This window comes from Burkholderia sp. BE12, assembly GCF_002959955.1.
Classification (GTDB): Bacteria; Pseudomonadota; Gammaproteobacteria; order Burkholderiales; family Burkholderiaceae; genus Burkholderia.
This window is the reverse complement of sequence record NZ_PREY01000048.1, coordinates 1-25,497: the sequence shown is the minus strand read 5'-3', so window position 1 is coordinate 25,497 and position 25,497 is coordinate 1. Positions and strand designations below refer to the sequence as shown.

Below are 25,497 nucleotides of genomic sequence, written 5' to 3'. Positions count from 1 at the left end.
TTTCGTGGCGCGCCGGCGTCCGCATTGCGTGCGTGGCGCGGCGTCGCGTACAATCGCGGCCTGCGGAGATGGCATGCCTCCCTGTGGTCGTTCGCGGCGCATGACGCGCGCGGTGCGGCCCTCAACCGCCGGTTCGCCCGGCTGATGATGCCTGCGTGTTCCTGGGTCGTCAGGAGGTCGCAGGCCGTCCATCCGGTATTCTGCCGCCCAGGTTTTGATGTTCCGTCGAATCTGGAAATCATGTTCTTCACGACTTCTGCCGATCTTTTCGCGACCGTGCGCTACGTGTGCCGCTGGCTCGCGCTTTCAGCGCTGCTCGGCGCGCTGGCCGGTACGGCTTCCGCATTGTTCCTGATCGCGCTCGACTGGGCGACCGGTACGCGCGTCGCGCATCCGTGGCTGCCGTGGGGGCTGCCGGCCGCCGGTTTCGCCACCGGCTGGGTCTACCATCGCTTCGGCCAGTCGGTCGCGCGCGGCAACAACCTGCTGATCGACGAGATTCACGACCCGAAGGCGCTCGTGCCGAAGCGGATGGCGCCGCTCGTGCTCGTCGCGACCGTCGTCACGCACCTGTTCGGCGGGTCGGCCGGCCGCGAGGGCACGGCCGTGCAGATGGGCGGCGCGCTCGCCGATCGCGTCACGCACCTGTTTCGTCTCGATCGCGGGCATCGCCGCGTGCTGCTGATGGGCGGCATCGCGGCCGGCTTCGCGTCGGTGTTCGGCACGCCGCTCGCGGGCGCCGTGTTCGGGCTCGAGGTGCTCGCGATCGGACGCGTGCGATACGACGCGCTGCTGACCTGCGTCGCGTCGGCGATCGTCGCGGACGTCGTGTGTCGCGCGTGGGGCGTGCATCACACGGCCTATGCGATTCCGTTCGTGCCGGCCGTGTCGGCGACGGGGCTGGCCGTGACGATCGTCGCGGGCATCGCGTTCGGCGTGGTCGGGCGGCTGTTCGCGTTCGCGACGCATGCGCTGACCGCGTGGTTTCGCCGCGTGATCCGCCATGCGCCGCTGCAGCCGGTGCTCGGCGGCCTGGTGGTCGCCGTGGCCGCGACCGTGCTGAACGTGCCGCAGTATCTCGGCCTCGGCATCCCGACGATCGAGGCCGCGTTTCACGGCCCGCTGCCGCTTTACGATTTCGCGGGCAAGTTCGCGTTCACCGTCGTCACGCTCGCGTCGGGATTCAAGGGCGGCGAGGTGACGCCGCTGTTCTACATCGGCGCGACGCTCGGCAACGCGCTCGGCCAGGTGCTGGCGCTGCCGGTGCCCGTGCTCGCGGGGCTCGGCTTCGTCGCGGTGTTCGCGGGCGCGGCCAACACGCCGATCGCGTCGACGATCATGGCGATCGAACTGTTCGGCGCGGATATCGGCGTGTATGCGATCGTAGCCTGTGTCGTCGCGTATCTGTTCTCCGGCCACGCGGGGATTTATCGCGCGCAGCGCGTGGCGGTGGGGAAGGGGGCGCGGGTGGACGCGGAGTGAGTGTGCGGCCACGCTTGACGTCGTCGTTCGATCGCAGCGGCGCGATACGATACCCGGGACGCTCGAACAGGAGAGGCATCGGATGACACTGGACGACTTTCTGACCGAAGCGAAGCGCCTCGCGAGGCCATGCCGTGCGTACCGCTTCGCGGCCGACGGCGAAGCCGTCACCGGCTACTGGCATGGGGTCGACGCCGGCGCGTTGTGCATCTCCGTCGAGCGCGACGGCATCTGGCTGAACGTGTATCTCGACGAAAGCGGTACGGGCGGCCGCGTGGAGACTGCCACGCAACCTGTCCGTTCGGATCGCCCGCTGTGCCGATCCGATGCAACGTCGCTTCCGCCGGTCGACGCGGTGTTCCGCTTCGGCTCCGCCGCGATCGACGCCTACCTCGACGCATGCGGCTGGCAGCGCGACTGGGGATTCAACGACAACTTCAAGGGCACTGCCGCGCACGACTACGCGCGCGCGTGGATGGCGCAATGCCCGCTCTACACGGGCGGGGTGGTGGCCGTCGCGGGCGGATGGAACATGCCGTGGCCCGACGACGGCGATGAGCCGATCGATCTCGATCTCGTTCTCTGGACGTTCGAGGAATCGGAGCCGTGGATCGAGGCGTTTTCCGACGGCACCCGGTACTCGGTGATCCAGCGGGTCACCTAGCACGCGGGTAATTCCCCTTTACTGCTTCGGCAGCCGCGCGACATTGCGCGCCAGCAATTCCTCGATATCGATGCCTTTTTCCGCCAGCAGCGCGGTGACGACGCCGTTCAACTCGCCGAGCGTTTCCTTGACCGCTTCCCGGATCGTATCCACGACGACCTGCGTGCTGCGCTCGATCTCGATGTTGACCTTGTCGTCGACGCCCTTCGCATCGAACGTGGTCGCGCGGCGCGTTTCGGGAATCAGCCAGACGTCGAACCAGCCTTCGTCGCGATTGACGTCCGAAACCGTGAGGCTGCAGCCGTTGATCGCGATATAGCCCTTCGCGAACACATAGCGCTTGAACTCGGCCGGGACGCCGATGCGGATCATCCGGTTGTGTTCGGACGACGCGATGTGCAGGATGGTCCCCGGGAAGTCGACATGACCGGACAGCGGATGCCCGCCGATTTCCGCGCCGTCCTTCGCGGCCCGCTCCACGTTGATCCGAGAGCCGATCGCCAGGTCGGCCAGCGTGGTGATTTTCAGGCTCGGCAACATCACGTCGAAGTCGATCAGCTCCGGCGAATGGATGGTCGTCACCGTCAGGCACACGCCATCGACCGACACGCTCGCGCCGATCTCGATATCGTCGGTGAACCGCTCGGGGAATGCGATGCTGAAGGTTCTCAGCTCGCCGTGATCCTTGATGGCGTCGATGGTGCCGACGCCCTGAACAATGCCTGTAAACATGATCTGCCTTTCGTCGCGAATTGCCTGGCCGACATGATAAGTGATCCCGGCGGCGGACACGCGGCGGCGCGCGGTTCGGCGCCGCCGAGCGAGTGCCGCGGACACGAAAAAGGCCGTGCGCGGGGCACGGCCTCGATCCGGAACCGATTGCCGCCGACATGGCCCGGCGGCGATGACCGCGCCGCCGGGCCATGTCGCGACGCGCCCGCGTCAGACCTCCGCCGGCTCTCCCAGCGGCCCGGCATCGCGATCCGCCATGCGCCGCGGCGAATCGGCGAGCCCCTTCGCCAGCTCCAGCGCCTGCCGCTCGAACAGCCGGCGGTAGATGCCGCCGTCGATGCGGATCAGCGCGTCGTGGTCGCCTTCCTCGATCACCTTGCCGCGATCGAGCACCAGCAGCCGGTCGAGCGCGCGCACGGTCGACAGCCGGTGCGCGACGACGAGTGTCGTGCGGCCGACCATCAGCCGCTCCATGGCCTGCTGGATCAGCAGCTCGCTTTCGCTGTCGAGGCTCGACGTCGCTTCGTCGAGGATCAGGATCGGCGCATCCGCAAGGAACGCGCGCGCGATCGCGACGCGCTGGCGCTCGCCGCCCGACAGCTTGATCCCGCGTTCGCCGACGAGCGTGTCGTAGCCGTCCGGCAGCGCGACGATGAAGTCGTGCGCGCTGGCGAGACGCGCGGCGCGCTCGATGTCGGCGCGGCTCGCGTCGGGGCGTGCATACGCGATGTTCTCCGCGAGCGTGCGATGGAACAGCACGGGCTCCTGCTGGACGATCGCGATCTGGCTGCGCAGCGACTCCTGCCGTACCTGCGCGATATCCTGGCCGTCGATCGTGATGCGGCCGCCCGACACGTCGTACAGGCGCTGGATCAGCTTGATGAACGTCGTCTTGCCCGACCCCGAATGGCCGACGAGCCCGACGCGTTCGCCGGGCGCGATCCGCATCGAGAAATCGTCGTACAGCGGCACCGGATGGTTGCCGTAGCGGAACGTCACGTGCTCGAAGCGGATTTCGCCTTGCCCGATCCGGATGGCTGGCGCGCCGGGGCGATCGTCGATGCCGAGCGGCTGGCGTTCGAGCGCGACGAGCTCTTCCATGTCGTTTACCGAGCGCTGCAGGTTGCGGATGTGCATGCCGACGTCGCGCAGGTAGCCCTGCAGCATGAAGAACATCGTCAGCGCGAACGCGATGTCGCCGACGCTCGCTTCGTCGTTCGCCCACAGCCGCAGCGCGACGCCGATCATCGCGGCCTGCATCGCGACGAGCATCGCGCCCTGCAGCCCGCCGTTGAACGTGCCGCGCACCCAGGTGCGGCGCGTACGCTGCCGCCATTTGCCGATCACGCGCGCGAGCCGTGCTTCCTCGCGCGTTTCCGCGCCGAACGCCTTGACGACCGCGTTGCAGCTCACGGCATCGGCGAGCGCGCCGCCCAGGCGCGTGTCCCACAGGTTGCCGAGCCGGGCGGCCGGCGCGACGATGCCGAGCGACACCGCGACCGTCACCGCGATGTACAGCAGCGAACCCGCGCCCACGACGAGCCCCATCACGGGCCAGTGCGCGCCGAGCAGCACGGTCGCGCCGACCAGCATCGCGACCGACGGCAGCAGCGCGATCAGCACGGTGTCGTTGAGCAGGTCGAGCGCCCAGATCCCGCGCGTGATCTTGCGCACGGTCGAGCCCGCGAAGCTGTTCGCGTGCCAGTCGGTCGAGAAGCGCTGCACGCGGTGGAACGACGCGGCGGCGATCTCGCTCATCATCTTCAGCGTGAGCGTGATGATGTTCAGGTAGACGCCCTGGCGCAGCACCGTCGCGCCGATGCCGAGCGCGGCGAGCGTGCCGAACGCGACGAGGGCCGAATGCCACGCGGCCGCGCGGTCGGTCAGGCCGGTCGACAGCGCGTCGACGAGGCGGCCGGCGAACAGCGGCGTGAGGACGTCGGCGAGCGCGGCGAGCAGCGCGAGGCTCGCGACGGTCGCGATGCGCGCCGGCTGCTTGCGCCAGTAACGGACGGTGAAGCCGAAGACGGCCCGGAACGCGTGGCCGCCCAGATGGGAGGTTTTTCTGGTCATGTATTGTTGCCCGGCGCATCGCGCGACGGGACTTTCCGGTTCGGAGAACGTCGAAAACGCAACAGCCGGGCCGCGCGAAACACGCGGGCGGAACGAAACGGGCTGTCGGGAAAAGCGCGGCTGACGGGTCAGCGGAAAACTCGGGAGCCGGCGCGGACGGCGGGCTGGATCAGCTGGGCCGTGGGACCACGTTCGGGAAGGCTGCTGGCATTCGGAACATCTGCACCTCCCCTGAAGTGAACGGTTGAAAGGACGCCGAAAAGACGTGCAATGATTTTATCAGGAGTGTCGCGCGCGCCGCAATGTCTGACGAATGCGACGTTGCGGCGTCGATACGGTTAGTATTCGAGGTTTTGGCCCCTTTTCGCGTACGTTTCGCGATGGCGGGCACGGGCCGCGGCGGGCGCATCGATTACACTTCGGCGTCCGCGGCGCGCGGCGATGCGCGCGCCCGCCCGGATTCATTCCGAACCATTCCCGAGGAAACGATGAGCGACGTTCAGCAAGGCATCCTGGCTCCGATCGATACGGCAGCCCGATACCTCACTTTCACGATGTCGAATGACGGCAATATCGCCGCGGCGCTGACCGCGCTGCGCGAGATCGCCGACGGACGCGACACGGTCGTCGGCTTCGGGCACGCGCTGGCTGCCTATCTCGGGCATCCGGTGCCGGGTCTGACCGACTATCCGGCATTCGCGGTGAACGACCGCACGCTGCCGGCGACGCCGGCCGACGTGTGGGTCTGGCTGCGCTCGGACGACCGCGGCGAGATCGTGCTGCGCGCGCGGGCGATCGAACGCGCGCTCGCGCCGGCGTTCGCGCTGCAGGAGGCCGTCGACGGCTTTCGCTATTCGAACGATCGCGACCTGTCCGGCTACGAGGATGGCACCGAGAACCCGGAAGGCGACGACGCGGTGGCTGCGGCGATCGTGACGGGGCAGGGCGCGGGGCTCGACGGTTCGAGCTTCGTCGCGGTGCAGCAGTGGGTGCACGACTTCGACCAGATGGAGCGTATTGCGTCGGGCGACATGGACCACATCGTCGGGCGTCGCCGTTCGGACAACGAGGAACTCGACGACGCGCCCGAATTTGCGCACGTGAAGCGCACCGCGCAGGAGAGCTTCGAGCCCGAGGCGTTCATGCTGCGCCGTTCGTCGCCGTGGTCGGACACGCGCCGCGCGGGCCTCTATTTCGTCGCGTTCGGCTGCTCGTTCCGCGCGTTCGACGTGCAGATGCGCCGCATGAGCGGCGCGGACGACGGGATCGTCGACGGCCTGTTCCGCTTCACGCGGCCGCTGACGGGCGCGTACTTCTGGTGCCCGCCGATGAAGGACGGCAAGCTGGACCTGTCCGCGCTCGGACTGTAAGCGCCGAACCCCATCCGCAAACGGGCGGGCCGCGCATCGTGCGCGGCCCGCCCGTTTTGCTTGTTGCGTGCCGATGCGTGCGGACCGGCACGCCAGGCACGCCGGGCACGTGGCGTGTCAGGTCAGCGTCGTTTCGATGCGCGTGCCGCGCTTGATGAACAGCGTCACCGGCGTCTTCTCGCAGATCTCCGCGAGGCGCTGGCGCTGCGCGTCGTCGAGCGGGCCGTCGAGCGTCACGATGCGGCGCACGTATTGCTGGCCGTCGCGATCGGCATGCAGCTCGGTGTGCACGTCGATGCGCACGGCCGGCCACGTCTTGCGCTGCATGTACATGCGCAGCGTCGCGGCCGTGCACTGCGCGAGGCCGGCGAGCACGAGCTCGAACGGCGCCGGCCCGAGGCCCTGGCCGCCTTCGCGCAGCGCTTCGTCGCCGGTCAGCGCGTGCGTGCCGGCCTGCAGCTGGACGACGTAGTTCGGCGCGTCGGCGGCGAGGGTGGCGGCAGCGTGGATGAGCGGCATGGCGAATCTCCGGTAAGCGGGAAAGAGGGGCCGCGTCGACGCGCGGCATGTCGACCGTCAGCATACCGTCTCGCCGGAAAGCGCGGGCGCAGCGTGTTGCGACGACGTTCGACGCGATCAGTCGGCCCTGACGCCGGCACTCCGGCGCACGAGCGCCGCGACGCGTTCGCGCACCCACTGGTGCGCACGGTCGGTTTCGCGCGATTCGTGCCAGTACGCGAGCAGCGGAAACGGCTTCAGCCGCAGCGGCAGCGGCTGCACGGCGATCGGCAGCATCGCGGCCATGCGCAGTGCATACGTGCGCGGCAGCGTCAGCAGCAGATTGCCCGCCACGGCGATCTGACATGCGGCGAAATAGTGCTGGCAGACGAGCTGGATATGACGCAAGCGTCCGTCGTTGCCGAGCAGCACGTCGAGCGATTGCGGTTCGCCGTGCGACGACACCGCGACGTGCCGGGCGGCGAAATAGTCGCCGCGCCGCAGCGGGCCGCTCGTCAGCGGATGATCGTGCCGCATCGCGACGACCAGCGAATCGTCGAGCAGGTGTTCGGTCGCGATGCGCGGGCCGGTCTGCACGCGGCGATCGACCGCGAGATCGAGGTTGCCCGACGCAAGTTCGCGCTCGATGTCGTGCACCGCGACGCGGCGGCTTACGAAGCGCAGGCCCGGCGCTTCGTCCGCGAACGCGGCGACGATCTGCGGCAGCGCGATCGATTCGAGCACGTCGCGGATGCCGACCGCGATGCTCAGGTCGAGCGTCGCCGGATCGAACGCCGCCGGGTCGCGCGCGGTGCGTTGCAGGCCGGCGAGGTGAAGCTGCACGTCCGCGATGATCGCGCGCGTGCGCTCGGTCGGCACGATGCGGTTGCCCTGGCGCACGAACAGCGGATCGTCGAAGTGCGCGCGCAACCGGTTGAGCGCATGCGTGACGGCCGGCTGCGTCAGGTGCAGCGCGCGGGCGGCCGCACCTATGCCGCCGTGAACGTAGACGGCGTCGAACACGCGGAACAGGTTCAGGTCGAGACGGTGATCGGCGGGCACGGGTGTGAGCGGAAGGTGAGAACGTCGCCGATTCTAGAGAGATTGCGCCGTGTTGGCGCGACGGCGCCGCTACGCGGACGATCGGACGCACGTCGTGCCGTCGATGCATGCGGATTCATCCGCTTCCGGATTACGACAACGTTTGCCCCGAATCAATGTCTTCCTTTATGAGCCATTTGCATTGATTTCGCGCAAATCCGCTGTCTCGGTGACAGCTGTTTAACAAACTTTAAAAATACGGGATTCGTAGCCGCCGTTTGTTTTTAATCTTGTAAGGAACAGGGCGATTTTCTGCGTTCGATGGGACGAGTTATTGTCGTGACGGGAATGAGCGCTTTATTTAATAATTCGGGCGCGCTGCGCGGCGGGCCTTGTGCCAATCCGCCACAACCCTGTCGGCATCGGCCAGTTTCGAGACGGGTTTAGGTTTAAAGATATGATGCGGACGCTTTTTCAAGCACAGAGAAGCGCATCGATCAAATAAAAAGCACATTTGAGAGAAGTCGGCAGGAAAATACGGGGGCTGGGCAAGTGGATGCTGATGAACAACGGGCGGTTGTCGTCTTTTTGAGTGCGGGTTTTTCGCTGGCCCAGGCCGCGTACATGATCGAGGCGGTCAACCTCGCCAATCGTCTGGTGCCGGTGGGCCCCGCCTACCAAGTGACGTTCGTGTCGGCCAGCGGAGGGTTGTTGCCGTCGTCGTCCGGCGTGCAGGTCACGACCGACATGCTCGACGATACTCACGTGCAACGTGTGCATGCGTTCTTTCATCTCCACGGCGATCATCTGCTGTTCGCATGGACTGAAGCGTTACTGCTCCGGTTTCGTGCCGTGCATGCGCACGCCCGGTGGGTCGCGGACGACGTGAAAATGCCAGCTGCCATCGTGTCGAAGCGGGCCGGCGTGCGGAAGCCCGCGGCGTCGGTGGTGAGTCTCGTGTCGGCGGCCGGCCGTGCCGACGAGCCGGCCAGAGGGGCGGACGTGCTTGCGGTGCTGCTGGAATTGTTCAGACATGAACTTGGCGCACGCGCGGCCGAGGAAATCGAACGGCATGTGTGCCGCGATTCCGGCGACCTTCTCATGCATTCGGCCGAGTGGTCGATGCGCGAACTCGCCGCGAGCCAGCCGATTCGCATGGCCATGCAGCTGCTGCGCACGCGCAGCGCCGGGCGAATCTCGATCGTCCAGATCGCGCAGGCCGTCGCGATGAGCGAGCGCAACTTTCTGCGGCGCTTCAAGAAGGAAGCCGGGGTCACGCCGACGGAATTCGTATTGAGCGTTCGTCTCGAGCGCGCCCGCCACATGCTGGTCCACACGAGTCTGCCCGCCGACAAGGTGGCGCGGCGCACCGGTCTCGGCAGCGGCGAGCGCCTGGCGAAGCTGTTCCGCCAACACATCGCGCTGTCGCCCACTGAATTTCGCGTCATCGAGCGCGAGCGAATCGCGAAGGCCGGCATCGAGCTGACTTGCTCGCCGGCACCGGATCGCGGGCACGGCACACGACCGTTCGAGCCCGCGAGCGGGCGATCGACCGATAACGTCCGGTATTGCGGGGGCGCCACGATTCGATCGAAACGCGATGACGCGGCGCCATCCGACACCGCATGCGTTACGCCACATGTTACGCGACGCGTAACGTAACAAAGATCGCGTGACGTACCGCGCGCATCGATCAAGCCGACATCCGATTCCTGAAGGACGCCGCGTAATCCTCGGATTTCACAAGAGTTTCCCTCGGATAAAGAACGAGCCTCATCCTGGTTTCCGATGGTGGCACGATTTCTGCTTATTCGGATGCGTGTCGCAGTATTTAACATCAATAACATCAGACCAATCATGAATTCGATTCCGACTTTCGGTATCGGCGCCGGGGAAATGCCGTCGATGCCATCCATTCGCGCCGCACTCAGCAGGCGGGCAAACCCGCAAATGCAGCAGTATCAGGACGCGCGTCCCTGATTAATCCTCGACCGCATCACCGCTTACGCCGCTCTTTTGCGCATGCGCGACGGCATATTCGCTCGTCGCCAATGTCCGCGTCATGCCGTGGTCGCCGGTCTGAATAAATAACGTGAAATCGTCGTTCTTCGTCTGATGGAGAGCGATAAATAGGAATCCTATATGGCGAACGGCTATCGACCGGATTTGCGAATGCCGTCGCGCGCAGTAGTGGGGCTGTCCGCGCAATGGAGTGAGCTCCGGTATTCCGAAGCTGTCGATAACGTCGCGAACGCGGGGGCGAGATGAGCGGGACGTCACATTTCGAATACAGGCCGGTCGGTCCCAGTGTCCAGGGGGCCGCCGCACGTGCGGTCGATCTGATGCTGATCGTGTTCGGTGCCGTGCTGGCGGCGCATTTCCGGTTCGACGCGGTTGCGAATGCCCGGCTCGACGCATCGGTCGTCGCGTTCTCGAGCGCCTTTTCGTTGATGTTGTTTCCGATGTTCGGCGTGTACCAATCGTGGCGAGGGCGCTCGCTGTTCCGGTTGACCGGGCAACTGGCGCTGGCCTGGCTGACCGCGCAGGGCGGCGCGCTGGTGGTGACGTTCACGCTTCACAGGTCGGACGCCGTGTCGCGGTTGTGGTTCGCATACTGGACGGGCATGACGGGCACCGCGCTCGTCGTCGTGCGGCTGGCCGTACACGCGATGCTGCGCCGGTTGCGGCATGCGGGCATGAATCTGCGATTGGTTGCGGTCGTCGGGCGCGGCGAGTATTGCCGTCGCGTACTCGGCACGATCGAGCGGTCGCCCGCGAGCGGGTTTCGCGCCGCTGCGGTATTCGACGGCGATCGCGCGACGCGCGGGACGGTGGCGGGTACTCCGGCATTCGAGAACGAAGCCGCATTCATCGCCTATGTGCGCCAGCAAGGCATGCGTGAACTCTGGCTCGCGCTGCCGTTGTCGGAGGAACGCACGATTCTCCGCTTCGTATCCGAATTCCGCGACGAGCTCGTGAACATCCGCTTCATGCCGGACGTCACCGCGTTGTCGCTGTTCGACAGCGCGCTGACGGACGTGCTCGGCGTACCGGCGATCAATCTCGCCGCATCGCCTCTGCCGCCGCAAGCGCTGCTCGGCAAGGAAATCTTCGACCGATGTTTCGCGGCACTCGCGCTCGTGGCACTGCTGCCGTTGATGCTGATCATCGCGATGGCCGTCAAGGCGACATCGCGCGGGCCCGTGTTTTTCAGACAGCGCCGCAAGGGCGCGGACGGGCGCGTGTTCAGCATCTACAAATTTCGCACGATGCGGCTGCATGCGGAGCAGCCGGGCGTGGTCAGGCAGGCGACCCGTCACGATTCCCGCATCACCCCGGTAGGGCGGTTCCTGCGCCGCACGAGTCTTGACGAACTGCCGCAGTTCATCAACGTGCTGCAGGGCGACATGTCGGTCGTCGGGCCACGCCCGCACGCGCTGGAGCACGACGAGCTGTACCGCAAGGTTGTCGATCGCTACATCCAGCGCTACCGGATCAAGCCGGGTATTACCGGCTGGGCGCAGGTCAACGGCTATCGAGGGGAAACCGATCGGATCGAGAAGATGCAGGGGCGGGTCGAGCACGATCTCTATTACCTGCAGAACTGGTCGTTCGGGCTGGATATGCGGATTGTCGGGACGACGATTCTGAAAGGGTTCGCGGGGAGCAATGCGTATTGAACGCGCGGCGGCGGCGAGGCGCGCCGTGCGGGGCGAGAAGGCCGCTGGAGTGACGACGGAAGGCGGATGTGTACAAGCGTGTCGATGAAATCGAAACCATGAACAATCGAATGAAAAAAGCTGTCCAGTCCGGCTCGCCAGGCCTGCGCGGTCGCTGGACGACAATGCTCGTCGCGGGCGCCTGTCTGGTGCTATCGGGATGTGCCGTCGCGCCGGGGATGCGCATGACCGGCCCCGCGACGCTCGCGGTATCCGGCGGCGACGGCAAGGCGCCCGCGGAGTCGATGCAGATTCCGATCGAGGAAATCAACGCGACACTGATTCGCCAGCTCGGCGCGGCGGCCCGCGCCGACGACGGCGAGCGTTTGAGATCGCTCGTCGGCAAGGTTCAACCCTATACGCTCGGCGCCGGGGATGTTCTTCAGATCACGGTTTGGGATCACCCGGAACTGACACAGGCGCAGGGCGCGCCGCAGCAGACCAACGGACGCCCGTTCGATCCGCCCCAGGGTTTCGTCGTCGACAACGTCGGCAACGTGCAGGTGCCGTATGCAGGGAACGTGCATGTGGCTGGTCTCACGACCGACGACGCACGCAAGGCGATCACGACGGCGATGGCTCGCTACTTCATCAAGCCGAAGGTCATGGTCAGGGTCGCGTCGTTCAGGGCGAAGCAGATCTACGTTGACGGCGAGGTCCGCACGCCGGGCAATGTGCCGATCAACGATATTCCGATGACGCTGTTCGAGGCCGTCAATCGCGCGGGCGGATTCGCGCCCACGGCGGATCAGAGCCATCTGGTTCTCGTGCGCGACGGCGTGTCGTATTCGCTCAACCTCCCGGGCATGCTTGCACGCAACGTGAACCCCGCGTCGATTTCGCTGCGCGACGGCGATTTGCTGAGGGTCGTGCCGCGCGAGGACAACGGTGTGTACGTGATGGGCGAGGTCGCCAAGCCGGTGACGGCGTTGCCGCTGCGAACCGGCAAGCTGACGCTGAGCGACGCGCTCTCGCAGGCCGGCAGCCTCAACAGTACGAGCGCCGACGCCGCGCAGCTCTACGTGATCCGCGGTGCGCAGGGCGACACGCCGCAGGTCTATCACCTGGATGCGCGATCGCCGGTGTCGATGGTGCTGGCGAACCAGTTCGAGTTGCGGCCGAAAGACGTGGTCTATGTCGACGGGAACGGGCTCGTCCGATTCAGCCGCGTTCTGAGCTTGCTGCTGCCCGCCATCAATGCAGGCCTAACCGCGGCGATCGTCTCGAAATGATCAAGCATCTGCTCATCGTCTGCCACGGCAACGTATGTCGCAGCCCGATGGCGCAGGGCTTGTTTCAGCGCTTGCTGCCTGGGGTGTCGATTTTGTCGGCCGGTCTGCAGGCCAGGAACGGGATGGCGATCGATCCGGTTGCCGAGGCGCTGCTGAAGTCGCGCGAAATCGACATGTCGGCGCACCGTGCGAGACGTCTCGACGAGCGCATGTGCAGCGCGGCGGACCTGATTCTCGTGATGGAGCTCGAGCAACGCAAGGCGATCGAGCGCTTCCACCCCGCATCGCGAGGGCGCATCTATCGCATTGCCGAAGCCTTTCCCTCCGATGTGGCCGATCCGTACCGCCGGTCGCAGCGCAGCTACGACTATGCGCTGACGCTGATCGAACACGGCGTCAACGACTGGGTCGAGCGCATCGGCAACCTGATCGAACGTGCCCGTTGAGCCGTCAGGCTCGCCAGCCCAAGGATATCGGCAGTGACCATGAACTCTATGAAAGCACCTTCCCATTTCCCGCGAGACTCGGACGAAGTCGACATTCGCGGCATCGCCGACATGATGATCAAGAACGTCGGGATCATCGGCATCGTCGCGTGCGTTTTCGTGCTGTTCGGCGGCTTCTACGCGCTCGTCGCGAAGCCCGTCTACAGCGTCGACATCGTCGTGCAGGTCGAGAGCAACGGCGCCGACATGATGGGCGGGGCGGCCGGTAGTCTCGTCGGCGGTCTCAGCTCGCTGTTCGACGTCAAGTCGACGGACGACGGCGAAATGGAAATCCTGCGGTCCAGACTCGTCACCGAGCCGGTCGTCGTCGATCAGCGCCTGGCCATCGAAGCGAAGCCGGACCATTTCCCGATCATCGGCGCGGTGATCGCACGTTTCAACAAGAAGCTCTCCACGCCGGGACTGTTCGGAATGGGTGGGTTCGTATGGGGCGGCGAGCGCATTTCGGTGTCGACCTTCGAGGTGCCGCGGGATTTCCTCGAGGACCGGTTCTTCGTCACGTTCCTTGGCGACGGGCGCTTTCGTCTTTCGGGTGGCGACCTGGACGCCGACGCGACGGGCCGGATCGGCGTGCCGCTGCATGTCGGCACGCCGGCCGGCGACGTGACGCTGACGGTAGCGGCGATCGAAGGGCGCCCGGGTGCTCGATTCGTCGTCAAGGCATTCTCGAAGCAGAAGATGCTGACGAAACTGCAGAAAGCGCTGACCATCACCGAAAAGGGCAAGGATCAGTCCGGCGTCATCGGCGTCACGTACGAGAACGACGATCCGGTGCTGGGCGCCGGCGTGCTGAACGAAATCGCCGACAACTACGTCCGCCAGAATGCCGACCGGAAGGCCGCGACCGCCGAGAAATCGTTGCGATTCCTGACCGAGCAGGTGCCGGACGTCGAGAAGCAGTTGCGCGCGGTCGAGGATCGCCTGAACGCCTACCAGACGAAGCATGAAGTGATCGACCTGACCGAGCAGGCGAAGGCGATGCTCAACCAGGCGGTCACGGCACAGACTTCGTTGTTCGAACTGGAGCAGAAGCGCAAGGCGTTGGCGTCGGTCTATACGCCGGAGCATCCGCAGCTTGCGTCGCTCGACCAGCAGATTGCCGCGGCCAAGGCCAACGTCGGCACGTTCAACGAGGCGATCCAGCGCCTTCCCGACGCGCAACAGAACATCGTCCGGCTGCGACGGGACGTGACCGTACAGACGGAGATCTATGTCGGGCTGCTGAACAGCATCCAGCAGTTGCGGCTCGCGACGGCCAGCAAGATCGGCAACGTGCGCGTGATCGACCACGCGATCGTTCCGGATCAGCCGGTCTGGCCGAAGCCGGTGCTCGTCGTCGCGCTGGCCGCCGTGATCGGCCTCGTGGTGGGCGCGTGCGTCGCGATCGCGCGAGCCGTGCTGTTCGGCGGCGTGACCGATCCGTCGGAGATCGAGCGCGACGCCGACCTGAACGTCATCGCGACCATTCCGCTCAGCCCCGTGCAGCGCCGGCTGACGCGGGTCGGGACGGGCGCGAGCCAGGACGCGACGATTCTGGCGTTGGCCCGGCCGCACGAGCCGGCGGTCGAGGCGCTGAGAAGCCTGTGCACGGCATTGCAGTTCCTGCTGCTCGATCGGCCGAAGAACAACGTGGTTCTCGTCACGGGGCCGGCCGCCGGCATCGGGAAGTCGTTCATCTCGGCAAACGTCGCGGCGCTGCTCGGCCAATCGAACAAACGCGTGCTGCTGATCGACGGCGATTTGCGGCGCGGGCGCCTCGCGAAGGATTTTGGGACCCAGTCGACCCCCGGATTGTCGAGCGTGCTGCGCGGCGAAGCGGTACTCGATCAGGCGATCGTGCGTGGTGTGTCGCCGCACGTCGACTTCATGCCCACGGGCCCGCGCGTCGGGCAGCCGGTCGAACTCTTCGCGTCGAACGACCTCGCCATGGTGCTCTCGGAGGTTTCGCATCGCTACGACATCGTTCTGCTCGATGCGCCGCCGCTGCTGCCGGTCACGGACGCGACGGTGTTTGCTCGGTACGCGGGCACGATCCTGCTCGCGGCCCGTTCCGGCATGACGACCCAGGGCGAGATCCTGGAGTCGGTGAAGCGGATCGAGCGCGTGGGCGCGACGGTCACGGGTGTGGTGTTCAACGGTTTCCGGCCGGGGCTGCGCTCCGCGCAATACGGCAACTATGGCGCGTATGCGTACGAAGGCGCCGAGGCGGAAACGCGCGTCGAGCGGATGTGAGCCGTTCAGGGAGAAGCCGATGACTGTCCGTCATGAAAACATTCTCGTCACTTTCGGCACGCGGCCGGAAGCCATCAAGATGGCGCCCGTCGTGCGGCGTCTGAAGTCGCTCGCCGGCGTGCGATGCGCGGTATGCGTGACCGCGCAGCATCGGCAAATGCTGGATCAGGTGCTCGACCTGTTCGGCATCGTGCCCGATTTCGATCTCGACCTGATGCGCAACGGGCAGACGCTCGGCAACCTCACCGGCCAGATCCTGACGACGCTCGATCCGGTTCTCGAGTCGTTCAGGCCGGATCTCGTGCTCGTGCACGGCGACACCACGACGACGCTCGGCGCCTCGCTGGCGGCCTATTACCGCCGCATTGCGGTCGGACACGTGGAGGCTGGCCTGCGCACGGGAAACCTGTATGCGCCGTGGCCCGAGGAGGCCAACCGCAAAATGACCGGCACGCTCGCGCTGCATCATTTCGCGCCGACCGAGACGTCGAAGTCGAACCTGCTGTCCGAAGGCGTGGCTGCCGAACAGATTCACGTGACGGGCAACACGGTCATCGACGCGTTGCTGACGGTGACGGAGCGGTTGTCATATGAGCCGGACCTGGCCTCGCGGATGCGTGCCGCATTTCCGTTCCTCGGCGACGATCGCCGAATGATCCTCGTCACCGGGCACCGGCGCGAGAATTTCGGCCTGGGCTTCGAACGGATCTGCGCCGCACTGGCGACGATCGCGACGCGTTTTCCCGAGTGCCTGATCGTCTACCCGATGCATCTGAATCCGAATGTCCGCGAGCCGGTGACGCGCCTGCTCGGCGACATCGACAACATCGTGCTGATCGAGCCTCAGGAATATCTGCAGTTCGTCTATCTGATGAGCCGTGCATGGCTGATCCTGACCGATTCCGGCGGCATTCAGGAGGAAGCGCCGTCGCTGGGCAAGCCGGTCCTCGTGATGCGCGATACGACGGAGCGTCCGGAAGCCGTTGCGGCGGGGACGGTCCGTCTGGTGGGCACCGACGCGCATCGGCTGGTCAGCGAGGTCACGCAGCTGTGGGAGTGCCCGGACGTGTACCACTCGATGAGCCGCGCGCACAACCCGTACGGCGACGGCCGCGCAAGCGAGCGCATCGTCGACCTGCTGACGGCCCGCCCGTCCGATTCCCACGCGGCGTTAGCGGCAGCCGGCCGGTTTGCGTGAACCCTATTCCCAATACAGCGAGATCCATTCATGTCCTTCGATGTCATTTCCGTAATCGGGCTCGGCTATATCGGCTTGCCGACCGCCGCTGCGTTCGCGGCGCGACGTAAATCGGTGATCGGTGTCGACGTCAATCGCGCGACGGTCGATACGATCAATCGCGGCGACGTGCATATCGTCGAGCCGGAACTCGACATGCTGGTGCGCGCGGCCGTGACGCAGGGACATCTGCGGGCGACCGACACGATCGAGCCCGCCGATGCGTTCCTGATCGCGGTGCCGACGCCATTCGGCGCGGGACACAAGCCGGATCTGACCCACGTCGAAGCGGCGAGCCGCGCGATCGGGCCCGTCCTGAAGAAGGGCGATCTCGTCGTGCTGGAATCGACGTCGCCGGTCGGCACGACGGAGAAGATCGCCGCCTGGCTCGCGGCGATGCGGCCCGACCTCACGTTCCCGCAGCAGGCCGGCGAGCAGTCGGACATCCGGATTGCCCACTGCCCCGAGCGCGTGCTGCCGGGGCATGTGATTCGCGAACTGGTGGAAAACGACCGTGTGATCGGCGGCATGACGCGGCGGTGCAGCGAGCAGGCTGCCGAACTGTATCGGGTCTTCGTGCGCGGCGAGTGCGTATTGACCGATGCGCGTACGGCCGAGATGTGCAAGCTGACCGAGAATTCGTTCCGCGACGTCAATATCGCGTTCGCCAATGAACTGTCGGTGATCTGCGAGTCGCTCGACATCAACGTGTGGGAACTGATCCGCTTGTCGAACCGGCATCCGCGAGTCGCCATCCTGCAACCGGGGCCCGGTGTCGGTGGGCACTGCATCGCCGTGGATCCGTGGTTCATCGTCGATTCCGCGCCCGAGCACGCTCGCTTGATCCGCACGGCGCGTACCGTCAACGACGACAAGCCGAACCACGTCCTGGACCGGATCGAGCACGTCGCGAAGCGCTTTCGCGAGCCGGTGATCGCGTGCTTCGGGCTCGCGTTCAAGGCCGATATCGACGACCTGCGCGAAAGCCCGGCCGTCGGCATCGTTCGCGAGCTGGCGAATCGCAAGATCGGGCAGGTCATCGCCGTCGAGCCGAACATCCGCCAGCTTCCCGCGTCGCTGGAAGGGCGCGTGGTGCTCGGCGAGGTCGCCGATGCGCTCGCGCGCGCGGATATCGTGGTGATCCTCGTCGATCACCGGCAATTCAAGCAGATCGATCCGATGAAGCTGCACACGAAGATCGTGATCGATACGCGTGGGTTGCTGGCGCGCGAGCGGCAGGCGGCGTGATCCGATGACGACGCGCATGTCGAACGCCATCCGTGCAATGACTTCGTCCGGCCCGCGGCCGGGCGGGGCAGGGCTCCGCCGCAATTTCGCCGCGATGCTGCTGTGGCAGATCGGCATGTATGTCGTTCCGCTCGCGACGTTCCCGTATCTGACGCGGGTGCTCGGTCCGGCCCAATTCGGCGTGGTCGGCTATGTGACGGCGCTGACGGTGTATGGAACGATACTCACCGAATGGGGGTTCAACCTCAGCGGCCCGCGAGCGGTCGCGCAATTTCGCGGCGATCCGCGGCAGTTGAGCGAGCTGGTCTGGTCGATCGTCGGCGCGAAGGCGTGCCTGTGCGTGGCGTCCTGCGCGATTCTGGCCGTCGTGCTGATGGCCGACCGCACGCTCGCGGCGATGTCCACGGCGATCTGGATCGGCTGGCTGGGTGTGATCGCGAACGTGTGGACGCTCAACTGGCTGTTGCAGGGGCTCGAGCGCTTCTCGTCCTTTACCGCCGTTGCGCTGGCAAGCCGCTTCGCGGCATTGCCGCTGACTTTCTGGCTGGTCCGCTCGCCGGCGGACGTGGACATGGCCATCGCGATCCAGTCGCTGACATCGATGCTTGCGGCCGGCGGCTCGATGCTGATGGCGCATCGCCTCGGGTTGCTCGGTCGCCGGCATTTTTCGTGGCGAGCAATTCGTGCGCAGCTGGTCGAGGGTGCCGACATGTTCGTGTCGACCGCATCGGTCAGCCTGTTCAGCGCTGCGAACACGGTGATCGTCGGGGCGCTCGGCGGACCGTACCAGGTGGGACTGTATGCCGCGGCGGACAAGCTGAAGACCGCGGGCAACATGGTGCCCGCGCAGATCAACACGGTGCTCTACCCGCGCATTGCCGCGCTGTTTGCCCAGCGGCAACCCGAAGGGACGCGAGCAGCCGCCCGCCTCACGATATCCGGCGGCATTGCGATCGTGTTCGTGACGGGTATCGGCATCGCGATCTGCCTGTCCGTATCGGATGTGCTCACTCCGCTCGTGCTCGGACGGCAATTCGCCGGCGCGTCGTCGGTCGTGGACGTCCTCTGCGTGTCGACCTTGTTCGGCAATGTCGCCTATTTCCTCGGGCTCCAGGTGCTGGTGCCGTTCGGCCACGCGCGCCGGCGCGCTCGCGTGATGCTCGCGGCGGGCGTGCTCAACGTACTGCTCGCGGTGCTGCTGGTGCCGCGATGGGAGGCGGCCGGCGCCGCTTTCGCATACCTCGTTGCGGAGGGTGCATTGCTTGCGGTCTTCGCATTGTGGATCGCCGGCTCGGCGACGCTGCGCGCGCACTTTGCGCAGTCAACTGGAACGTGAGGGTACGCCATGGCATTTGATATCCGCGTGATATCGCTGGTCGATTCGCCGAGACGCGCGGCAATCCGGGAAATCGTCAGCCGTCACGGCGTCGCGTTCGACTTCGAGGACGCGTTCGATGCACGGGCGCTCGACGCGGACGCGTGTTCGGCCATGACGGACACCGCGCGGGTCGTCGCGCGCTACGGGCGACCGCTGAGCCGCGGTGAAGTCGGCTGCTTCATCAGTCATGTCCGCGTGTGGGAAAAAATCGTTCGGTCGGGGCGCGCGGCGGTCGTCCTCGAGGATGACGCGATGCTCGATCATGTGCTGTTCGACCGTCTGCTGTCGGTTCCCGGCCAGTGGCTCTCCGACCAAGCGGATATCGTGCTGCTGGGTCGCTCGAAGCTGTCCCGCGACCGCGCGGCGCTGGCCTACCTGTACGAACCGTTGAAGCGGGCGCGGCGCATCGGCGGGCTCCGCATCGGCGTGCCGTTCAAGCAATGGACGAGCGGAGCGGTGGGCTACTGGATCAGCGTGGACGGCGCGCGCAAGGCGCTGGAACATGCGCGCGGTCCGGTCGCGGCGCTGCTGGACGACTGGCCGTGGCATCGCGATCACGGCGGGTTGCGCATCGCCGAGTTGCGTCCGTATGCCGTGTGGGAAGCATTCGAGACGATGCCGAGCGCCATCGAAGCGGGGCGCGCCGCGCTGTCGTCGCGGCGTCACGGCGCGCCGGAACTGCTGTTCAAACCGCTGCGCGCCGCACGTACCGTCTTTCGCTGGCTGATCGTGGCGGCACTGACGGTTACCGCGTCGCGCGACAAGCTCTTCATTCGCCATGGATGACAGCCTTCGCTTCTCGTACGGCCCGCGCTCGCCGCGATTCGTGACCGATCCGGCGACGCGAATCGCCGCGACGCTGGTATGGGCCACCCTCGGCATCGGGCTCATCTTGTCGCCGCTTGGCGACTTCTTGTCCGTTTACCTGGCCAGAAGTGCGGCCTCCAACGGGGCTGACGCGCGCATCTCGTTGCTCGTCCGCGGCGTGATGATCGCCGGCCTTCTGGCGTTCACGCTGTCGGGGTTTCGCGCGAGGATGTCGGGCGTTCGCATCACGATTGCGGCGGTGCTGGCGGTTTGCGTCACGCTCGGCGCCTATGTGCTCGGCGCGCTGACCGATCGCGAGGTGATCGAGCAGAGCGTGTTCGTGCTGAAGGTGTTTTCGTTCTTCGTCTATCCGGCGGCCATGGCGTTGCTCAGTGATCGGCGCCTCGCGCAGATCGAATCGGTGGTGTTCGTCGTGTTGTCGATCTACGGCGCATCGATCGTGATGGGCGCGGCGATGTCGATCGAGATGTTCCGCAGCTATCAGGCCGAGACGCACATTCGCTCGGGATACAAGGGCATCGTCTATGCGCAGAACGAAGCTGCCGCGTTGATCGTCGTGGCGCTCGGGTTCGCGTACCTGCATGCGTTGATACGCGGTTGGAGCCTGCGCAGCGTGGCGCTCGCCGCATGCATGCTGGTCGCGGCGATGTTGTCCGGCACGAAAGGTGGGGTGGTCGGCGCGTTGGGGATGACCTGCGCGTATTGTTATTCCCGATTCGATGCCATCAAGGCAACCCGCTACGTCGGCATGGCTATCGCGGCCCTGGTGTCGACCGCGATCCTTGCCTACCTGTTCATTCCCGCGGTGAACGACGCGGCGGAACTGAGCCTGCGCTATTTCTCGCATCAGGGCGGACGTGTCGGCAACGGCAAGATTCTGACGCTGCTGCTTTCCGGGCGGAATCTGAAGTTCGCGAATGTCTGGGACGATCTGCAACAAGGCAATTTCGTCGCGTTGCTGACGGGCGGATATCCGGTCGTGCGCTATATGGTCGAGATCGACATTCCCGATTTGATGCTGATGCTGGGATTGCCGCTCTTCACCGTCTATCTGACCGCGCTTTCGCGGGCTTTCCTGCGCCGTGGGCCGCGGACCCTGTCGCGCAGATTCGGCCGGCTGTTCTTTGTCGTGCTGTTCGCGATGGCGTCGACAGCGGGGCATGTGCTGGGGTCGGCCGTCATCAGCCCGTTTCTCGCGTTGATCGCGGTCATGATCCGGCGCGACATGCAGCGGGCGGCTCGGGAGAGGGTGCGCTCATGAGAAAGATTGCAATGGACGCGCAAGCGCCGGCAGGCACGCGCCGGATACGCGTGTTGCACGTCGGACCCGGGTACGGCCAACGCGGCGGCATCGCGTCGGTGCTGAGCGAACTGATGGTGCAACGCGACGCATTCGCGAACGCGTCGATTCAGATCGCGTTCTTCGGAACGCACGGCTTTAGCAAGGTGCGCGACGCGGCGAGTTTCGCGGGGCTGGACGTTGCGCGATTTCTCCGCGATGTCTGGCGCGCGGACATCGTGCACTTTCACGTATCCGAGCGAGGATCGTTTTATCGCAAGCTGCTCTTGTGCCGCATCGCGAAATTCTGTCGGCGACGTGTCGTCTTCCATCTTCACTCGGGAAATTTCGATCGCTTTGCCGAGCGGGCGGGGCCGTTGACGCGTATGGCGGTTGCCTGGTTCGTCGGGGGCGCGGATGCCACGGTAGGCGTGTCGGACGCGTGTGCACGCGTACTGAACCGGTTCAGGAGCGGTGCAGCCGACGCGCACGTGATCGCGAACACGGCTGTCGACGCGCAGAACGCGCGTCCGCCGGTACGGGCGGTGCCCCACCGCCCGTACGTTGCGTTCGCCGGTCGGCTGTCCGAGCAAAAAGGGCTCGCGACGTTGATCGAGGCGCTGGCCGCAGTGACTCCAATGGGCGGCTCTATCGATCTCGTGATGGCGGGCGACGGCGACACACGGCGGTGGCACGACTATGCCGAGACGTTGGGCGTGGCCGATCGCGTTCGCTTCGCCGGTTGGCTTGCCGGTTCGGGAAAATCCCGCTTTTATCAAGAGGCCACGCTGTTCTGCCTGCCCAGCCGGTTCGAATCGTTCGGCATTGCCGCGCTGGAGGCGATGTTTTACGGGGTGCCGGTGGTGGCGACTCGGGTGGGCGGCCTGGCCGAACTGGTCGACGACGGCGTCACGGGATACCTCGTCGAGCCGGACGATGCCGCGGCACTTGCGCGTGCGATGTACGCGATCGCCATCGATCCGGCGCTTCGTGAACGGATGGGGCAGGCTGCCCGCGAGCGGGCCCAGCGCTTGTACGCGACCGAGGCGGTCGTTGGCCGGTATGTGGATTGTTATCGACAAATAGTCGGATGGAGCTGATATGAATGCAAAGCGAGAGTTTCGACGTGCGCTGGTGGCAGCATGCATCGGCCTGACGGCTGCGGCGAATGCGACGGCGGCTGCGTCCGATTTCACGAAATCGGTACATGTCGAATCCTATCGGCCGATTTACACGAACGACTGGCAAAGCGGAATCGGCGACATCGAAATACAGGCAGTGCGGCGCTCGGATGTCACGTCGGCGCCGGATCCGGCCGATCCCGCACGTCGGTCGATTCGCGTGCAGATTCAAAAAAGCGAAAATTTCACGTATCTGATCAACGGACTACCGCGCGCGGAATTCGCATTGCCGCGCGACGTCGTTTTCGCTCCCGGACACGATTATCTGATCTGGTGGCGCACTTATCTGCCGCGCGACTTTGCGTTCGATTCCCAGCAAATGGAGATCATCACGCAGATCCATCAGAGCGGCCTGGTGGGATCGCCGCCGTTCATGCTGACGCTGCTCGGCAACGAGTACACGTTCTCCGTGCGCGGCGGGACCAATACCGCCCACGGATTCGGCGGGCGTCTTTGCTGCGCGTCCGATGACCGCGGCAAATGGGTCGACTGGGTGCTGCAGTACACGCCCGACGCAAGCGGCGAGCGCGCGATCACGCACCTGTGGAAAAACGGCACGAGCGTGTTCGACGGAAGCGGGAAGCCGAATGCGTATCCCGGCGACGTGAGGGCTTATCTGAAATTCGGGGTATACAAACCCGATTGGGAGAAAGCCCCGTCGGACGTCGATACCGTCACGCTGTACTTCGGCAAGGTCGCGATCGGCGACAGGAAGGCCAAGCGATGAGCGCACGGCTCGATCCCGCGCAGGTGTCGGATGCCGTGCTGGCGCATTGCCGCCGACATGCGTATGCCGGTCACGACCCGTTCGACGGGCTGAACAGCCGCCTGTTCAGATACACCGGGTTGTCGAAACTGCCGTTTGCCAGCATTGCGTGGTTGCAGTTGCACAAGCGCAGCCCGTTCAATTTCAGGCAGATCGTCGGTGTTCCGAGAATGCGCAATCCGAAGGGCGTCGCCCTCGTCGTACTCGGCCTGCTCGAGCGCGAACGGCGTATCGGCGACGGGGCGAGTCTCGACGAGGCACGCACACTCGGCGACTGGCTGCTGGAGCAGCGCGTGGACCGCAAGCGTTGGCGCCATAGCGCATGGGGTTATCACTTCGACTGGGCGGCCCGGGCGTTCTTCGTGCCGGTCGGCACACCGAATGCGATCAGTACCTGCTACGTCGCGCGTGCGTTGTACGCGCTGGGCGACGTTGCCGGTGAATCCCGCTTCACGGATGTGGCGATCGATGCAGGCCATTTTCTCGATGCGCTTTACCTGCCGCATCAGGGCGCCGGCTATTTCGCCTATATCCCGGGCGAGCGCGCGTTCGTTCACAACGCCAATCTGTGGAGTGCGGCGTTCGTGGCCGAAACGGCCGTGCGAACCGCCGACGCGTCGATGTGCGAACGCGCGATCGCTGCCGCACGGTTGACGGCTTCCATGCAACGACCGGACGGCGCATGGGCGTACGGCTTACGCGGCCATCACGGTTTCGTCGACGGGTTCCATACCGGCTATAACCTCGAGGCGCTGCATCGGCTGCAGCGTGTGTGTCGAACCCGGGTGTTCGCCGAGTCGATCGATCAGGGGCTGGCTTACTATCGACGCACGTTTTTTCTGCCCGACGGAACCGTCAAATATTACGACGACAGGATCTGGCCGCTCGACATGCACTCCGTCGCAGAGGCGCTGATCACGTTGCTGACCGTCTCGACGTCGGAAGCGGACCACGCATTGGCCGTGCGCGCGTTCGAGCGGGCGGTGGAGACGCTCTACATGCCGGACAAGGGCCGCTTCGTCTACCAGCGCAGCGCGCGCATGACGAACCGGGTCGATTATTTGCGATGGACGCAGGCGTGGGCGTTCTATGCCACCGCGTTGCTCGCGAACAGGGCTCACGCCGCAGACACCGCCAGCGCTTTCTTCTCCGAACCGGAAGTCCTATGAATCGCATCGAGTTGTTTGGTTGTCCGATGGACGTCGCGACGATGTCGGAGACCGTCGAACTGATCCGCAATCGCATCGTGCATCGGCAGTTCACCCAGCACGTGGTCGTCAACGTCGCCAAGCTGGTCAATATGCAGGCCGACCCGGAACTGGCCGCATCGGTGAGGGCGTGCGACATCATCAACATCGACGGCATGGGCGTGGTGTGGGGCGCGCGTGCGCTCGGCCATCCGGTCGGCGAGCGCGTCGCCGGCATCGACCTGTTCGATCGGTTGCTGCGAATGGCACAGGAGGAGGCACTGCCGGTCTTCATGCTCGGCGGCACGGATGCCGTCGTATCCGGGGCGGCATCGGCGATCGAAAGAAAATATCCGCGCTTGACGATCGCCGGGATGCATCACGGCTATTTCTGGGACGACGAGGAAGCGGTGGTGTCCATGATCCGCGCGTCCGGCGCACGCTTGCTGTTCGTCGCGATCACGTCACCTCGAAAGGAAAATTTCATCAATCGGTGGAAGTCGGAACTGGGTGTCGATTTCGTGATGGGAGTGGGCGGCACGTTCGATGTGGTTGCCGGCAAAGTTCGCCGGGCGCCAGCCTGGATGCAGAAAGCCGGTCTCGAATGGCTGTTTCGGGTGCTTCAGGAGCCGAGACGCATGTGGAGGCGTTACTGGACCACGAACAGTCGATTCGCGTGGATGCTGTTGCGCGCGCGTCTTGCGGCACGGCCGCGCCGCATGCCGACGGGGCGTATCGGGCATTGAGTTCGGGGACGTTTCACGTCCCCGCCACGGGGCGCCGCGTTTCCGTACAATCAGGGCATTATCGACGGCGTCCACCCCATGCCCTTCCTCCCCACCAC

Annotated in this window: 21 protein-coding genes and 1 riboswitch; of the genes, 17 read left to right on the top strand and 4 right to left on the bottom strand. The window is 65.5% G+C overall.

All coding sequences use genetic code 11. From position 1 onward, the window contains the following. Positions 1-55 precede the first annotated feature (55 nt). Positions 56-161: riboswitch (Fluoride riboswitch) on the top strand. A 79-nt stretch (positions 162-240) separates the two neighbouring features. Both C4B30_RS32865 and C4B30_RS32860 read left to right on the top strand, forming a co-directional pair. Next, positions 241-1,482, top strand: a complete 1,242-nt coding sequence (locus C4B30_RS32865; RefSeq protein WP_105133539.1) for a voltage-gated chloride channel family protein — start codon at positions 241-243, stop codon at positions 1,480-1,482. Between the two features lie 82 nt (positions 1,483-1,564). After that, positions 1,565-2,146 (top strand): hypothetical protein, encoded by a 582-nt coding sequence (locus C4B30_RS32860; protein WP_105133538.1) that lies wholly within the window; start codon positions 1,565-1,567, stop codon positions 2,144-2,146. Between the two features lie 18 nt (positions 2,147-2,164). Here C4B30_RS32860 and C4B30_RS32855 read toward each other — a convergent pair whose 3' ends face one another. Both C4B30_RS32855 and C4B30_RS32850 read right to left on the bottom strand, forming a co-directional pair. Then, positions 2,165-2,878: a riboflavin synthase subunit alpha gene (locus C4B30_RS32855; RefSeq protein WP_105133537.1), complete on the bottom strand. Its 714-nt coding sequence runs from the start codon at positions 2,876-2,878 to the stop codon at positions 2,165-2,167. 210 nt (positions 2,879-3,088) lie between these two features. After that, positions 3,089-4,951, bottom strand: coding sequence for an ABC transporter ATP-binding protein (locus C4B30_RS32850; RefSeq protein ID WP_105133536.1), 1,863 nt, complete (start codon positions 4,949-4,951; stop codon positions 3,089-3,091). Between the two features lie 488 nt (positions 4,952-5,439). Here C4B30_RS32850 and C4B30_RS32840 point away from each other — a divergent pair, with 488 nt between their 5' ends. Then, positions 5,440-6,321 (top strand): Dyp-type peroxidase, encoded by an 882-nt coding sequence (locus C4B30_RS32840; RefSeq protein ID WP_105133548.1) that lies wholly within the window; start codon positions 5,440-5,442, stop codon positions 6,319-6,321. A 117-nt stretch (positions 6,322-6,438) separates the two neighbouring features. On the opposite strand, the gene C4B30_RS32835 is transcribed toward C4B30_RS32840, so the two are convergent. Continuing rightward, a complete protein-coding gene (locus C4B30_RS32835; RefSeq protein WP_027782484.1) occupies positions 6,439-6,840 on the bottom strand; it encodes an OsmC family protein in 402 nt (133 codons plus the stop codon). Positions 6,841-6,957: 117 nt separating this feature from the next. Next, entirely contained in the window at positions 6,958-7,881 is a 924-nt protein-coding gene (locus tag C4B30_RS32830; RefSeq protein WP_105133534.1) for a LysR family transcriptional regulator, read from the bottom strand. 531 nt (positions 7,882-8,412) lie between these two features. Here C4B30_RS32830 and C4B30_RS32825 point away from each other — a divergent pair. The 14 genes from C4B30_RS32825 to C4B30_RS32760 all read left to right on the top strand — a co-directional run bounded on the left by C4B30_RS32825 (position 8,413) and on the right by C4B30_RS32760 (position 25,399). Next, positions 8,413-9,522: a helix-turn-helix domain-containing protein gene (locus C4B30_RS32825; protein ID WP_234015481.1), complete on the top strand. Its 1,110-nt coding sequence runs from the start codon at positions 8,413-8,415 to the stop codon at positions 9,520-9,522. Between the two features lie 602 nt (positions 9,523-10,124). Continuing rightward, the gene (locus C4B30_RS32820; RefSeq protein ID WP_105133533.1) at positions 10,125-11,540 is read left to right on the top strand and encodes an undecaprenyl-phosphate glucose phosphotransferase; all 1,416 of its coding nucleotides are present in this window, start codon (positions 10,125-10,127) and stop codon (positions 11,538-11,540) included. Positions 11,541-11,764: 224 nt separating this feature from the next. Continuing rightward, positions 11,765-12,811, top strand: coding sequence for a polysaccharide biosynthesis/export family protein (locus C4B30_RS32815; protein ID WP_105133546.1), 1,047 nt, complete (start codon positions 11,765-11,767; stop codon positions 12,809-12,811). Next, the gene (locus C4B30_RS32810) at positions 12,808-13,257 is read left to right on the top strand and encodes a low molecular weight protein-tyrosine-phosphatase (RefSeq protein ID WP_105133532.1); all 450 of its coding nucleotides are present in this window, start codon (positions 12,808-12,810) and stop codon (positions 13,255-13,257) included. Before C4B30_RS32815 ends, C4B30_RS32810 begins: the two co-directional genes overlap by 4 nt. Before the next feature lie 39 nt (positions 13,258-13,296). Next, complete coding sequence (locus C4B30_RS32805) at positions 13,297-15,549, top strand: polysaccharide biosynthesis tyrosine autokinase (RefSeq protein WP_105133531.1); 2,253 nt, start codon at positions 13,297-13,299, stop codon at positions 15,547-15,549. Positions 15,550-15,568: 19 nt separating this feature from the next. Continuing rightward, complete coding sequence (wecB, locus tag C4B30_RS32800; protein ID WP_105133530.1) at positions 15,569-16,747, top strand: non-hydrolyzing UDP-N-acetylglucosamine 2-epimerase; 1,179 nt, start codon at positions 15,569-15,571, stop codon at positions 16,745-16,747. 30 nt (positions 16,748-16,777) lie between these two features. After that, on the top strand, positions 16,778-18,034 hold the full coding sequence (gene wecC, locus C4B30_RS32795) for a UDP-N-acetyl-D-mannosamine dehydrogenase (protein WP_105133529.1): 1,257 nt from the start codon (positions 16,778-16,780) through the stop codon (positions 18,032-18,034). Between the two features lie 37 nt (positions 18,035-18,071). Then, positions 18,072-19,370, top strand: a complete 1,299-nt coding sequence (locus C4B30_RS32790) for an oligosaccharide flippase family protein (protein WP_234015480.1) — start codon at positions 18,072-18,074, stop codon at positions 19,368-19,370. A gap of 9 nt (positions 19,371-19,379) precedes the next feature. Continuing rightward, positions 19,380-20,198 (top strand): glycosyltransferase family 25 protein, encoded by an 819-nt coding sequence (locus tag C4B30_RS32785; RefSeq protein WP_105133528.1) that lies wholly within the window; start codon positions 19,380-19,382, stop codon positions 20,196-20,198. Next, the gene (locus C4B30_RS32780; RefSeq protein ID WP_105133527.1) at positions 20,191-21,501 is read left to right on the top strand and encodes an O-antigen ligase family protein; all 1,311 of its coding nucleotides are present in this window, start codon (positions 20,191-20,193) and stop codon (positions 21,499-21,501) included. Before C4B30_RS32785 ends, C4B30_RS32780 begins: the two co-directional genes overlap by 8 nt. Next, positions 21,498-22,619, top strand: coding sequence for a glycosyltransferase family 4 protein (locus C4B30_RS32775; RefSeq protein ID WP_105133526.1), 1,122 nt, complete (start codon positions 21,498-21,500; stop codon positions 22,617-22,619). The genes C4B30_RS32780 and C4B30_RS32775 overlap by 4 nt, the downstream gene beginning before the upstream one ends. A 1-nt stretch (position 22,620) precedes the next feature. After that, positions 22,621-23,427 carry a polysaccharide lyase gene (locus tag C4B30_RS32770; RefSeq protein ID WP_105133525.1) on the top strand — a complete coding sequence of 269 codons (807 nt, stop codon included), beginning with the start codon at positions 22,621-22,623 and terminating at the stop codon, positions 23,425-23,427. Then, the gene (locus tag C4B30_RS32765; RefSeq protein WP_105133524.1) at positions 23,424-24,635 is read left to right on the top strand and encodes an aspartate-semialdehyde dehydrogenase; all 1,212 of its coding nucleotides are present in this window, start codon (positions 23,424-23,426) and stop codon (positions 24,633-24,635) included. The genes C4B30_RS32770 and C4B30_RS32765 overlap by 4 nt, the downstream gene beginning before the upstream one ends. Continuing rightward, entirely contained in the window at positions 24,632-25,399 is a 768-nt protein-coding gene (locus C4B30_RS32760; protein WP_105133523.1) for a WecB/TagA/CpsF family glycosyltransferase, read from the top strand. Before C4B30_RS32765 ends, C4B30_RS32760 begins: the two co-directional genes overlap by 4 nt. Positions 25,400-25,497 lie beyond the last annotated feature (98 nt).

What these genes read in the sequence shown, in the direction of transcription:
- wecC (WP_105133529.1), top strand. Translation starts at nt 16,778, where the DNA reads ATGTCCTTCGATGTCATTTCCGTAATCGGGCTCGGCTATATCGGCTTG.
- C4B30_RS32780 (WP_105133527.1), top strand. Translation starts at nt 20,191, where the DNA reads ATGGATGACAGCCTTCGCTTCTCGTACGGCCCGCGCTCGCCGCGATTC.
- C4B30_RS32860 (WP_105133538.1), top strand. Translation starts at nt 1,565, where the DNA reads ATGACACTGGACGACTTTCTGACCGAAGCGAAGCGCCTCGCGAGGCCA.
- C4B30_RS32820 (WP_105133533.1), top strand. Translation starts at nt 10,125, where the DNA reads ATGAGCGGGACGTCACATTTCGAATACAGGCCGGTCGGTCCCAGTGTC.
- C4B30_RS32805 (WP_105133531.1), top strand. Translation starts at nt 13,297, where the DNA reads ATGAACTCTATGAAAGCACCTTCCCATTTCCCGCGAGACTCGGACGAA.
- wecB (WP_105133530.1), top strand. Translation starts at nt 15,569, where the DNA reads ATGACTGTCCGTCATGAAAACATTCTCGTCACTTTCGGCACGCGGCCG.
- C4B30_RS32810 (WP_105133532.1), top strand. Translation starts at nt 12,808, where the DNA reads ATGATCAAGCATCTGCTCATCGTCTGCCACGGCAACGTATGTCGCAGC.
- C4B30_RS32855 (WP_105133537.1), bottom strand. Translation starts at nt 2,878, where the DNA reads ATGTTTACAGGCATTGTTCAGGGCGTCGGCACCATCGACGCCATCAAG.
- C4B30_RS32770 (WP_105133525.1), top strand. Translation starts at nt 22,621, where the DNA reads ATGAATGCAAAGCGAGAGTTTCGACGTGCGCTGGTGGCAGCATGCATC.
- C4B30_RS32850 (WP_105133536.1), bottom strand. Translation starts at nt 4,951, where the DNA reads ATGACCAGAAAAACCTCCCATCTGGGCGGCCACGCGTTCCGGGCCGTC.
- C4B30_RS32840 (WP_105133548.1), top strand. Translation starts at nt 5,440, where the DNA reads ATGAGCGACGTTCAGCAAGGCATCCTGGCTCCGATCGATACGGCAGCC.
- C4B30_RS32775 (WP_105133526.1), top strand. Translation starts at nt 21,498, where the DNA reads ATGAGAAAGATTGCAATGGACGCGCAAGCGCCGGCAGGCACGCGCCGG.
- C4B30_RS32765 (WP_105133524.1), top strand. Translation starts at nt 23,424, where the DNA reads ATGAGCGCACGGCTCGATCCCGCGCAGGTGTCGGATGCCGTGCTGGCG.
- C4B30_RS32865 (WP_105133539.1), top strand. Translation starts at nt 241, where the DNA reads ATGTTCTTCACGACTTCTGCCGATCTTTTCGCGACCGTGCGCTACGTG.
- C4B30_RS32790 (WP_234015480.1), top strand. Translation starts at nt 18,072, where the DNA reads ATGACTTCGTCCGGCCCGCGGCCGGGCGGGGCAGGGCTCCGCCGCAAT.
- C4B30_RS32835 (WP_027782484.1), bottom strand. Translation starts at nt 6,840, where the DNA reads ATGCCGCTCATCCACGCTGCCGCCACCCTCGCCGCCGACGCGCCGAAC.
- C4B30_RS32760 (WP_105133523.1), top strand. Translation starts at nt 24,632, where the DNA reads ATGAATCGCATCGAGTTGTTTGGTTGTCCGATGGACGTCGCGACGATG.
- C4B30_RS32785 (WP_105133528.1), top strand. Translation starts at nt 19,380, where the DNA reads ATGGCATTTGATATCCGCGTGATATCGCTGGTCGATTCGCCGAGACGC.
- C4B30_RS32815 (WP_105133546.1), top strand. Translation starts at nt 11,765, where the DNA reads ATGACCGGCCCCGCGACGCTCGCGGTATCCGGCGGCGACGGCAAGGCG.